This is a genomic window from Microbulbifer sp. HZ11, from assembly GCF_000708675.1.
Classification (GTDB): domain Bacteria; phylum Pseudomonadota; class Gammaproteobacteria; order Pseudomonadales; family Cellvibrionaceae; genus Microbulbifer.
Genome location: NZ_JELR01000001.1, coordinates 1,787,884 through 1,800,475 on the forward strand (window position 1 = coordinate 1,787,884; position 12,592 = coordinate 1,800,475).

The 12,592-nt window shown below is 54.7% G+C and carries 9 protein-coding genes; 5 read left to right on the forward strand and 4 right to left on the reverse strand.

The annotated features are described in order from the left end of the window. The first annotated feature begins 163 nt into the window (after positions 1-163). Positions 164-2,542, forward strand: a complete 2,379-nt coding sequence (locus AU11_RS07690; RefSeq protein ID WP_043317671.1) for a transporter substrate-binding domain-containing protein — start codon at positions 164-166, stop codon at positions 2,540-2,542. Positions 2,543-2,585: 43 nt separating this feature from the next. Here AU11_RS07690 and AU11_RS07695 read toward each other — a convergent pair whose 3' ends face one another. The 4 genes from AU11_RS07695 to AU11_RS07710 all read right to left on the reverse strand — a co-directional run bounded on the left by AU11_RS07695 (position 2,586) and on the right by AU11_RS07710 (position 7,578). Continuing rightward, positions 2,586-3,734 (reverse strand): SO2930 family diheme c-type cytochrome, encoded by a 1,149-nt coding sequence (locus AU11_RS07695; protein ID WP_043317673.1) that lies wholly within the window; start codon positions 3,732-3,734, stop codon positions 2,586-2,588. Then, entirely contained in the window at positions 3,727-5,034 is a 1,308-nt protein-coding gene (locus AU11_RS07700; protein WP_043318462.1) for a parallel beta-helix domain-containing protein, read from the reverse strand. The genes AU11_RS07695 and AU11_RS07700 overlap by 8 nt, the downstream gene beginning before the upstream one ends. A gap of 380 nt (positions 5,035-5,414) precedes the next feature. Then, a complete protein-coding gene (locus AU11_RS07705; RefSeq protein WP_043317675.1) occupies positions 5,415-6,017 on the reverse strand; it encodes a Yip1 family protein in 603 nt (200 codons plus the stop codon). A gap of 496 nt (positions 6,018-6,513) precedes the next feature. Further along, positions 6,514-7,578 (reverse strand): branched-chain amino acid aminotransferase, encoded by a 1,065-nt coding sequence (locus AU11_RS07710; protein ID WP_043318463.1) that lies wholly within the window; start codon positions 7,576-7,578, stop codon positions 6,514-6,516. Positions 7,579-8,137: 559 nt separating this feature from the next. On the opposite strand from AU11_RS07710, the gene AU11_RS18570 reads away from it, so the two are divergent. From AU11_RS18570 to AU11_RS07735, 4 genes are all read left to right on the forward strand, one after another. After that, positions 8,138-8,446: a hypothetical protein gene (locus AU11_RS18570; RefSeq protein ID WP_156035185.1), complete on the forward strand. Its 309-nt coding sequence runs from the start codon at positions 8,138-8,140 to the stop codon at positions 8,444-8,446. Beyond that, positions 8,443-9,738 (forward strand): hypothetical protein, encoded by a 1,296-nt coding sequence (locus AU11_RS07720; RefSeq protein ID WP_043317679.1) that lies wholly within the window; start codon positions 8,443-8,445, stop codon positions 9,736-9,738. Before AU11_RS18570 ends, AU11_RS07720 begins: the two co-directional genes overlap by 4 nt. Positions 9,739-9,930: 192 nt before the next feature. Next, positions 9,931-11,274, forward strand: coding sequence for a hypothetical protein (locus AU11_RS18285; protein WP_156035187.1), 1,344 nt, complete (start codon positions 9,931-9,933; stop codon positions 11,272-11,274). 50 nt (positions 11,275-11,324) lie between these two features. Further along, a complete protein-coding gene (locus AU11_RS07735; protein WP_051687027.1) occupies positions 11,325-12,521 on the forward strand; it encodes a hypothetical protein in 1,197 nt (398 codons plus the stop codon). The last annotated feature ends 71 nt before the right edge of the window (positions 12,522-12,592 follow it).

Here is a 12,592-nt window from a genome sequence, read left to right on the forward strand (position 1 = left end):
GCGCGATACACCCCACGATACACCATAGCTGCGCCAGCGATTCAGCCTACGGCTTCCCAGTCACCGGCACGAATATCCGGGATAAAAAAGCATTCCAACTACGGACAGGCCCCGCGCAAGCTAGAATTTTAACAACTACATCGGATGTATCTGCAGAAGTACCATGGGATTGTTTGTGCTTGGGCGTAAGTTTTTCTGCCTCTTGGTTATCCTTCTCGCTATTGGCGCCTGCCAGCGGGAAGAAGGTGGCCCCTCCGCCCCCGCTGAGGCGGACACAGAAACGGAAAATAACGAAGAAGTCGAAGCAGGCGAAGCTGAGTCGGCTGGTTCCCCTTCCACCGCAGCGGTTGACGATCCGCACATGCACCCCGCGTCCCGTGAAGACCTCCGTCGCGAAGCCGAATGGCCACAGGAAACCAGTGGTGAATACCCAATCCACGCCTATGACAATTACACCGAGACCGGCGACCTTCCAGGCCTGCTGAAGCAGGGCAAGCTACGAATCCTCGTAGACATTTCCAATAGTGATTCGCTGCACAGGGAGGCCACCATTCAAGACCTGGAACTGAGCGAAGCCAAGCGCATGGCCACCAGGTTGGGGCTGGAACCGGTGGTTCTGTACGCCAATAACTTTGATCAGCTGATTCCGTTGCTGAATGAAGGGAAAGGCGACCTTATCGCCAATTACATGGTGATCAACGAAGCCCGCAAGAAAAAGGTCGACTTCTCAATCCCAACCGCGAGCACACAGCTGGTACTGATTTCACGTGATGACGTAAAACCTATCTCAGACTCCACCGACCTTTCAGGTAAAACACTGACTGTAACCAAAGGCACCGTTTTCGAAACCGCCGCACAAAAATTTGTAGAGAAGTATCCCGGGCTTAAACTCAAAGTCGCCGAGAAAAACTATGTGGAACTGGTGATTGACGTTGCAGAGGGGCACATCGACCTCACCATCGCAGAAAACCATATTTTCAAGCAGGTTTCCCAGTTTAAAGAAAATATTATCGAGAACTATACCTTCCCCGGGGAATTTGAGGTGGGCTGGGCCATTCGAAAAAATTCACCTGAGCTGTTGCAGGCGATGGATGATTTTATCCGGCACAGCAAACTCACCCGGACTGTCAACCGATCCATTGGGGATCTGGACGAGATCCGTGAGCGAGGCTATATCCGCATACTAACTCGCAACCACCCTGGCACCTACTACATGTGGAAGGGCCGCATTATGGGCTACGAGTTCGAGCTCGCTCAGGCGTTCGCGAAAAAGCATAAATTGCGACTGGAGATTATCGTCGCACCCACACATGCCGATCTTTTGACCATGTTGCGAGATGGCAAAGCCGACATCGCCGCAGCCCTGCTCTCGGCCACAGAGAAGCGGGACAACAGCGGTATGGATTTCTCAACGCCCTATATGAAAGAGCGCGTGATTCTTGTAGGTGAGGACAGCGACAAGATTGAGTCACTTGATCAACTTGAAGGGCGCACAATCCACGTGCGTAAGTCCAGCAACCATTACGAGGTTGCCAGGCAGCTCAAGAAAAAAGTTCCGGGAGTGATTATCGAACTGGCACCGGAAGAGCTCAACATCCAGGAAATTATCGATCGGGTCGCAGATGGCGACTATGACCTCGCAATCGCAGATCGCCTCTCCGTAAAACTGGAGCATGCCTGGCGAACCAATGTCGATGAACTCATTGATCTGGAAATCGACGATAACGTTTATGGCTGGATGGTTCGCGAAAACAATCCACAGCTACTCAAGGCGATCAATAAATTTTTCGCAAAGAAAAGCACACAGAAGAAAATGCGCATTCTGTATACCAAATATTTTGATTCCCCCAAGCGCACCCGCCCTGAGATTGACGAGCTCAATGCCAATGGAACGATTTCCCCCTATGACGATTACGTAAAAAAATACGCCGATGAATATAACTTTGACTGGCGACTCGTAGTCGCACAAATGTTTCAGGAGAGCACATTCAACCCCAAGGCAAAATCCTGGGTGGGCGCTCGCGGCCTGATGCAGGTAATGCCGGACACAGGAAAGCAGGTCGGGGAAAGGAATCTGTTTGATCCTGAAAGCAGTGTGCGTGCAGGTCTTAAATACCTGGAGTGGCTACACCGTAAATTCGAAGACAAGGGAATCAGCCCGGAAAATATGATGTGGTTCACCCTGGCCTCCTACAATGCCGGACTCGGTCATGTTTACGACGCACAGGACCTGGCAGAAGAAAAAGGCTGGGACCGCAATGTCTGGTTCAACAATGTCGAGAACGCAATGCTGCTTCTGTCAGACAAAAAATACTATGAAAAGGCGCGCTACGGCTACGCGCGCGGGCAGGAGCCCTACGACTATGTGCGCAAGATTCAGGAGCGATTCCGCACCTATGTCGCGTTACTGGAAGACTATGAGCGGAGAAACAACGAAACTGGCCGGCTACTGGACTTCCTTTATCCCGAATATCTGGCCACGGAAAAATTGGCTAGAACAATACCCCCCGACACACCGCTCGTCCATGCTTCCCATCACTGACTCGCAGCAGGCGGAAGTCATTGACCGCCACCTGCTGAGACTGTCAGGAGCAGTTACCGGGTAAGGAGGCAATCCACTCTTTCAACAACTCGGCGCCTTCTTCATGGGCAAGGCTACGTCCGAGCTCCGGCATCATTGCCCCCGGATCGGTGGACTCCACGCGGAAATTGAGAATGGATTCGTCCGGGCTTCCCGGCACGATCGCAAACAGTCGGTCACCGGAGCCAGTACCCGCGGCAACCGGCGGCTTGCAAACTCCCAGCTTACGCCGATCCTGCTCAGCCCCGTATAACATCAGGCCGGAGGTATCCGCAGGCCCACTGGGGTTGTGGCAATGGCCACAATTGATATCCAGGTAGGAACGAGCGCGATCTTCCAGTGATGCAGTGGCATCTTCATAGTCGACGTTGCGGGGCACTTCCGCCAGGTCCGGCACACCGGTGAGGTACCCTACCTGCTGCCAATATAACAACTGGTTTTGCTCGCCATCCTGCCCGCCACTATCGCGGTAGTCGAACGTCTTGTTCAGATGACGTGCACGAGGGCCAATCGGACGTACGGCTTTCTGCGCGTGATTATCGGCGTGGCAGCCGGCACACTGATTCGAGTCAGGCACGACGTAGGTAAACGCCTCAGCACTGCCATCGGCACTGACCAATTGCAGACGTTTCGCGTCTCCTGCGATCTCCAGCACCGCGTCAGTCTGGGCATCATTCCACACGTAGGGCAACGCCTGCCAACCATCACTTCGCTTCACCAGCAAGCGGGTTTCAATCAGCTTCACCTTCGACAGGTCCAGACCGGAACCGGCGAAATCCCCGCTGTAATCATCGGTACGCACGACGGTGCCGTCTTCACCCCGCGGATAATAGAACGTTTTGCTGATGATCGTTCCTACCGGATAATCGAAATCCGCATCACCGTACTCCGCACTGCTGCCCTCCGGCATCCAGACTGTGCGTAGCTTGTGCGCGTAATCAGTAAACAGTGCGGTATTCAGATCGTAGGGAACGACTCGCGCATTCAGCGACAGCTTTCCGTCGATGGCCTCAACCACATGCCACTGACTCAGATTGTCCGGCACGGCATTGCGTTCATGTACCGTGACCTGCTCACGGGGTGCACCGCACCCAGCGAGCAGTAGGGCCAGTACCGCCCCCCCGAACCATCTGATTGAAGCAGACTTACGCATCGGTTACCTCATTGATTGCGTGTTGCTCCTCCTGAGGCTCTTCCTGGTTGCTGTCGAAATCAAGAACCACCTGCGGCAGTTTTTTCAGGTTGCATTGATGTGCACTGATATCGGTGGTGATGTTCTTGTAGCCACCCTGGAGATCCACATTGATGATACCGACACCTTCATTCTGAATGCACAGTTTCAGGTTTTCCGGAAGTTTGCCATCCACCATTTTTTCCTTGTCGACCGCACCATCCCACAACACATCCGGCAGACTGCCAGTAAGACCGAACTTGGCAATCTTCAACGCTTTGAGCTCCAGGTCATCCGGAGACTTGCCGCCACCGGAAAAGGTATTGTCATAGATATAAATACCTTCCGGATAGGGGTCGAAATTTTCCTGCGTGGATTTGTCACTGTAATAGCCTGCGGCAAAATAGCTACTCACGATGACATTAGCGGTGTCATTATCGGAAATTTCGTTATTGAAAATTTCCACAAAATCATTGGAATTGATCACTACGCCGGAACCCGCAGGAACCGCAGCAACCGGTGTCCCTTCGTGACCGAAGTTTTCGTAGTTGTTTTTGAAAACTTTGTTGTTGTAGACCCGGGTACTGTGACCCGGCTGCGGTAGGTTCGGCATATTAAACACTAGAATGCCACCGGTATTGTTCGTGGCGACATTGTCGTAAACATCAGCACCAATAGTGTTCTCGATTTCAATACCAGCAACATTATATTCTGCGCGGTTGTTGCGCACGATGACATTGCGCGACTGCCCCACGTAAATACCGGCATCAGATGCGCCAATGGCGACAGTGCCTTCCACCAGAGTATTTTCCGTCTGGACCGGATAAATTCCGTAAGCGCCGTTTTCGGTCGCCGGGCCATTGGTCCACTCAACACGGATGTCTCGAATGACAATGTTTTTGCCTTCATTGACCTTGAGGGCATCACCAATGGTGTCTTCGATCGCCAGGTCTTCAATGGTGAAATCACTGGCATTCACCAGCAGACCTTCAGCCCCCTGAATCTGATTCTTGAAGGAAAGAATGGTTTTATCCATTCCCGCACCACGGATTGTCACACCATCAACGTTAAGTGACAGACTGCGATTGAGCTGGAAACGGCCTTCGGGAATTTCAATGACATCACCCGGCTGCGCCTGGATCAATTGTTTGAGCAATTGCTTCTGGAATTCCGCAGCATCAGCACTGTCCGCACTGTTTGCGGTAGCAGCTTCTTCTTCCGGAGTACAGGCCGTGACCAGTGCCGCCAGTAAGAGAGCGCCCAATTTCGCCGATGTTTTCATTTTTTCTCCAAATTTTTTATTGGTATTTGAGGTGATATCCGTGCGTTCGCAGCGGCCACTAACGTCCGAAAGACCCGAAATGGTGACCATTTTTAACCAACCATTCTTAAATGGTACGACTGTACCAATTTCAACAGGCAGAAATCGTAACTGCCAGCAGCCCGATAGTATCGCCTCCCCGGGGGCTCGGCAATTCACCAGAAGGAACTTTGTCTCATTTTAACCAGAGATAACTTGACCGGATGGTCGGAAGGGCTCCCCTAGACAGCCGGCCCGCACACTCGGGGACCGGCGCATCAGGGAGATTGGAATAGGACAAGAGAAAGGAACAAGTCCCGAGCGGAACCGGCACCCGGGACCTGAATATCAGACCGCCGCGACTAGTGCTGGAACACAGGGCCGGCCACAAAACTCCAGAACAACACGGTGCCCACCATCACCACGACCGCCATCACCAGGCACACAGTGACCACCGCACTGGCGAACAGAAAGCCCCGCTCTTCGGAAACGTTCATCACTATCGGGATTCCCACGTACAGCAGATACACCGCATAGGCGACCGCCACGGTGGCGAGTAGGATGTCCAGCCATAAGATGGGATAAAGTCCGGCAGCACCAGCGATAAAGATAGGCGTCGCAGTAAACCCCGCAATCACGATGCCTTTCATCGGGTGAGTTTTCGCACCGTAGGTTTTCGCCATCCAGTGGATAAAGTAACCCACCGCGACCACTGCGAGAATCATGGTGACGTAGAACACCGCAACCAGAGACAGTGCACTATTGTTTGTCAGGGTGCGGACCTGATCACCACGACCGATATTCCAGCCAATTTCCGTAGTTCCGAAATACCAGCACAACGCGGGTACCAGCGCCAGAACGATGACGTAAGGGACCTGGCGATTTACGCTCTTTTCGGACAACCCGGCAATTTCCTGCCACTGCCTGCGCGGTTGTACCATCAGGCCGTAGAGATGATTCAGCATTCCCGTTCTCCTCACTCGCGAGGAACTACACGGCTTGTAACCGCGGGGAAAACCTTTTTAATGAGTCACAGCGCAATTCGACTCTGCTGTCTCAATTTGATCTGGATACTACTTGTCAAAGTGAGGGATACCGCCAAAGGCTTTTCCCAAAAGTTCCAGTTTCTTATTTGTCTCATCAAGCGATCGCCCATTGGCGAAACTCTTGATGGATTGCCAGCACCCATACATCAGGGGCACTCTAGGGAGCCTACGAAAGCCCGATGGGTTAGGGGCTTAATCAGAGGCACCCTAGATTTGTAACACCTCCGTCATGCAAGTCAACGCAGGGGCAACAAATGGCGCAAATAAAAATGCGGCCGTTTCCCCTGGAAACAACCGCATGTATTAGAGTGCTACGGAAGCACTCGAAATTAGCTCCGCACGCTTTTTCGGCGCATTTCTTATCTCCCGCCACATGGTCCGCGCCGAAAATGGGGATACAAAGACGTGCAAAGCGTCAGATATCCGCTATTTGCACCGTTTGCATCCAGCCAAACCTGTCTTCCGCACGCCCCTCCTGAATATCCAGTAACGCCGCACGTAATTTTTCGGCGACCGGGCCAGGGGCCCTGGCGAGACGGTAACGCTGCGTGCTATCACCGAGCTCGCTGATCGGGCTGACAATAGCCGCGGTGCCACAGGCGAATGCTTCGCTGCAGGTGCCGGAGGCCACGAGCGCCAGTAAATCGTCGATATCAATTTCTCGCTCGTGAACTTCGATATCCAGATCCCGTGCCAGAGTGAGCATGGAATCCCGGGTTATCCCCTCAAGAATTGAGCCGTTTAGTGCCGGGGTGTGCAGAGCCCCATCCATGACCGCAAAAAAGTTCATTCCCGACAGTTCATCTACCGTGTGACGGTTTCCCGGGTTCAACCACAAGGACTGGTCGTAACCACGCTCCTTGAGCTGTGCGATGCTAAGCAGTGATGCGGCGTAGTTACCGCCCACTTTGGCATCACCAGTCCCGCCCACCGCGGCGCGACTATCTTCCCGCTCAACCCACAGACGCATGTTACCCGCGTGATAGGCCTCCGAAGGGCTCGCGATCACGTAAAACTCGTAAGCCTTACTCGCGGTTACGGCGAGATCAGGCTGGGTGCCCATGAGGAATGGACGGATATAAAGGGACTCGCCGCTGCTGCCGGGGATCAGGTTCGCACAGTGGGCAACCACCGTCTCAACCGCGTCCAGAAACAGGGCTTCCGGCACCGGCGGCATGCACAGGCGGCGGGCGGAGTGGGCCATACGCTGGGCATTGCGCTCGGGGCGAAACAGGCCGACACGGCTGCCGCAGCGGTAGGCCTTCATGCCTTCAAAACAGGACTGTGCATAGTGCAGCACCTTCGCGGCGGGATCCATCGCCAGAGGGCCATACGGAATCAGCTCACCATCGCTCCAGCGGCCATCCTGATACCGGGCACGAAACATGACTGGGGCCATAACGGTGCCAAACCCGAGCCGCTCGGGGAGTTCGAAACCACGCAGGCTGGCGATGGCTTCCGGTTGTATTTTTATCGTCACAAAGCTCTCCCACTGATTTCTGATGCGGTCAATCCAGCGAATTATGGCCGGATTACCAAGTTTTTCCAAATACTCAGAATACTATGAAGTAATACTGAGCAAAACACACAATATTAAAGCGCAACAAATAGGACAAACCTTTTCCGAGCAACGCCAGCACGACACTAAATAGACAAATAGCACAGCGCCGCCCCCTCTTCAGACGCCGGCCGGTGGTCACTCTCGACAAGCTAGCGCCCCTTGCACACAGGAAGTGTATGCAGCCGACAGAATCCTCCAGCGGGCGACATTTTTGGCACCGGGATAATTGAGAGCTTCCCCCCACCCGGTCACAGACTGCCAGACTGTTGGGACCGGAGTGCAAACCCCGAACAGTAACAACCCAGCGGGCATAAACATCACGTACCTCGACCGATATTCAGCCATGAAGCATCAGCCATCCTTCCAGCGGGATTCCTCAGAATCCCGGGACGAACGGGGAGCTGGCAGCGCTGAACAGATGTACCCCGGTAGTCAGTGGCGCGCCTGCCTACGCGAGGAGGCAAGGCGCGAAATTTCGTTGGCTATACTCAAAATACATGGACGGCGAACGCCAATTGCAAGGGAAGCAAGTGCCAATCTGTTGGCCAAAGATTTTCCGGCGACACCAGAGTCCAGCGTCGATATCGACAGCACACCGGGCAACCGGCAGGAAAGTGAACGAACCACACTTCAGGGAGAGAGATTCCGCGCGGCGTATTTTGCGGCAGGCACTTATGTGGCTACCCCGGATATCAACCGCCGCGAGGAAATCGAGCCTGACAAATTTCGCCCCAGGTGGAAATTGGCAGGTCAGGAACAACATGAAATGGAAGTGGTTCAATCGTGACACAGACAGATACCAGCAACGCAATTGCTATCGGCTTGATGTTTACAGCCTCAGCTCTGCTGTGTGGCACTGTTGCGGCAGAAAATCTTTCTGCCCCCGACAATGCCAAGGCTCCACCCGCGGCATATATAGAAGCCGCATCCAAACCACTGGAGAAACCAAAACGACAGCTTCGGCCGTCTGTGGCGATCGATGAATATCGCCAGCGTATTGAAGATATGGAAGCCGAATACGGCGCCTACGGTGCGGGTATTGATGAGCAGCTGTTGGGCCTGGGCCATGCATTGCAGCGCCGGGGCGCACACGAGGAAGCCATCTCTCAATTCCGCCGCGCCATGCTGATCAACCGGGTCAATGAAGGGCTCTATTCTCTTAATCAGGTACCGATGATCGAGCGGATGATCGAAAGCCAGATCGCGCTGAATGCATGGGAAGACGCCAACGACAACCACGAATATCTGTTCTGGCTGCACGCGAAAAACTACGGGGAGAAAGACCCGCGAATGTTGCCGATCATCGACCAGCTAAGCAGTTGGCACCTGCAGGCCTATATTGATGAAAAGGGTGCGACATTATTCGAGCATCTGATCAACGCCACCAATCTTTACGCGTTGGCGGTAGATATTATTTCACAGAATTTTGGCGCCAATGACCTTCGCCTGGTAGAAGCACTGCGCGGTCTCAAAGCCACCAACTATTACCTGGCGACCTATTCCGGTGAGCCCCAGGAAGCCATCGTGATAAACACCGGTTTCGGTGGCGGTAGCGTACCCAATGAGCGTCGCGCTCAGCTGGACCACTACCGGATGAACAGTTTCAGCTCTGGTAAAACCGCGATCACCAAGATTATGGATGTTTATCAGAAAAATCCGGCATCACCGCCAGCGGCCTCGGCCAAGGCAAAAGTGGAGCTGGGTGACTGGTACATGCTGTTCAACAAGTGGCATTCCGCGCGCGAAACATATGGCGAAGCCTACCGTGCCCTTTGGGATAACGGCGCAACCAACCAGGAAATTGATGAAATCTTCGGACACCCTGCGGCACTTCCAAGCCTGCCGCTACTGGACGAGGACCGTGAAGCCCTGGCGGATTCCTACGTCACGGTTTCCTACGATGTGACCGCATTTGGCAAGGCGCGCAATATCCGGATTATCAGCGCGCAGCCAGAGGGGAAAGTAAGTATCCGGTCGCGGGTACGCAACGTCCTTAAACGTGCGAAATTCCGCCCCCGCTTCGAGAACGGCGAACCGGTGGAAACAACCGGTATCGTGCAACGATTTGTATTCGACTAAAGCATCTATGATTAAGACAGTGTTCGACTGATGTATCGAGGTAAGTTGGCCTGACAAACGCGGTAAGTGGAAAACTGGCAGCGAATAACGCCTGACTCCCAAACCTAGTGAAAGGAAAACTGTCGAACTGACATGGAACAAGCGGGCCGCAACGATTTCGTTGCGGCCCGTGAACGCATCAGGAGATAACACATGACACTACGGAAGTTTGCGCGCCGTTTTAATCCGGCAACCGAAGAAGTACACCACGTAAACTGGAAGGCACTCGCGTCCGTGGTTGTACTTGCAGCTGTGATCAGCGGCTGTAAAAACCAGCAGACTCAGCAACAGCCACCTGCGCAGCCGCAGCAGTCACAGTCGAGCTCATCCAGTTCTTCGCAGTCGCAGTCTCAGTCATCCAGTTCGTCGAGCAGCCAGTCCTCGCAATCGAGCCCGTCCACGGCGAGCAGTATGCCTTCACCGAGTTCGCCCAGTAGTAGCCGCAGCAGTCCGAGCGTCTCCACATCGAGCAGTCAGGCGCAGCCGAATACATCCCTCCCCAGTATCGAATCGGGTGAGCGCTCCAGTAAGCAGGCATCAACCGCGTCAGATCAGGGCCAGGAATCCCAGCGTCGCTCTCGTTCGAGTAGCAGCGATGCCGACCCCACAGCGAGCAGCAATCCATCGACGCCAGTTTACAGTGACTCCGATCGCCGGCCAGATGAGTCACGCATGCCACCGGACCCGTCCTCCAACAGTGAAGGCGAGCCACCGGATGAGATCGATTTTTCCGAAGAGCAGAACACTGCTAGCAGCGTCTCCAGCAGTTCATCTTCGAGCGCCTCATCCAGTGCGTCATCGTCCAGCGCAAGCGCTTCTAGCAGTGCCTCTAGCAGTGCCGCGAGCGCCAGTGCATCCGGTTCGCCGAGCAGCGCCTCGAGTGCTGCCCCGGCCTCCGCACAAAGTGCAAGCCAGAGTGGTGGACAGAGCGGCGGACAGAGCGGCGGCCAGCCGTCATCTACCACCGCCAGCGCAGGCGGCCCCGCAGGTGGCAGCAGCGCGCCGAATGAAGCACCGATGAGCAGCGCCGAACGCGTGGCGGAACTGGAAGGTCAGTTTGAGTCCACCATGGCGAGCTACGACGGCATGATCCTGCGCGAGCGTGATTATGTACGCAACCGACCGGCATCCGCCGAAGAACAGGAAGCCATCGAAGATGAGGTTCCCGCGGGTGAATCTCTCGAGGACCTGATTCAATCCGCAGAAGCCGAACTGCCCGCCCCACCTCCGCCAGGTGGCCAGGGTGAAGGTGGCGCGGGCCCTGAGCAGAGTAACTCCAGCGGGCAAGCCACGGGTCCCGGCTTGCCCACCAAGGGGCGGCAGGGCGAGTTTGATCATCGCGGCAGCGCCACGGTGGTACCGGCCGATGTACCCACCGGCGACGATGATGATGTGGTAGCCCGGCAGATTCGTGAAGCGGCCACGCGCGAGTCAGACCCGGAATTGCGCGAACGACTCTGGGAAGAATACAGAAAATATAAAAAATCACAGAAATAGCGATGAATAGTCATCAGGGAATATACGAACACTAGGGAGAGAGTACTGACATGTTTTTCTCGCATGCACGCAGCGCCCTGGCCAGCCTTGCATCAGGTTTCCTGATCATTGCCGGCTGCACCACCACAGAAGTGCGCACCACGGCCTATACACCGCTTACGGTGGAAGACAAAACCATTGCGGAAAACCGCCTGCTGGATGTCGGTATTGTCCAGTTCAATGCAGGCCTTGATCAGGGCGAAGAACTGGACGAAGACGAGCTGGTATTTCCGGAGTTGCGCCGCGCAGAATCCCGCTATATCGCGGTAACCCTGGCCGACGCTTTGCAATCCAGTCAGGGATGGGGTGCCGTGCGGGTGATTCCCAGTGAGCGCACCAATATCGATGTGACGGTAACCGGGACCATTGTCCAGTCCGATGGTGAAACGCTCACGGTGTCCGTCACTGTGCGCGACTCCCGTGGGCAACTTTGGTTTACCAAAGAGTACACCGAGCAGGCCTCACACTATGCCTATGATCGTAAACATCCAACAGAAGGCGACGCATTTCAGGGTATCTACAACCGAGTATCCAATGACATGCTGATGTACCGTCAGCGCCTCTCGGACCAGTACATTGCCGAACTGCGGACCATTTCAGAAATCAAGTTTGCGCGGAGCTTTTCACCCAGTGCCTTTGATCGCTACCTGGTCCAGGATGAAGAAGGACTCTACCAACTGACCTCCCTGCCCGCAGACAACGACCCGATGCTTATGCGTGTGCGCCAGATCCGCGAGCGGGACTATCTTTTTGTGGACACCCTTCAGGGCTACTACGACACCTTCGTAAAAACCATGGAAACCCCCTATCAGGAGTGGCGCGCCATGAGCTACGAAGAAGTGAAGCAGATGCGTGAAATGAAACGCAAGGCACGCAACAACACGATTATGGGCGTAGCCGCAATCGTCGGTGGTATCGCCACCGCCGGTGCCGGCGGCGGAGCTGCACGTCAGGCGGCAAACGTCGCCGTTGCTGGTGGCGGCTACCTGGTAAAAAGTGGCTTTGACCGTCGCTCCGAAGCCAAGATGCACATCGAAGCACTGCAAGAGCTGGGAGATTCCATTGAAGCGGAAGTGGAACCCCAGATTGTGGAACTGGAAGATCGTACCGTGACTCTATCCGGCTCGGTGGAGAACCAGTACCAGCAATGGCGCGAACTGCTGAAAGAAATCTATCAGGCGGAAACCGGCGGCCTGCAGGATATCTGACACTGCGGCAGCGAACTGCGCCAAATGAGGTAATCGAGGACGGCCGCGAGCGGACACGATATCCGGTTGCG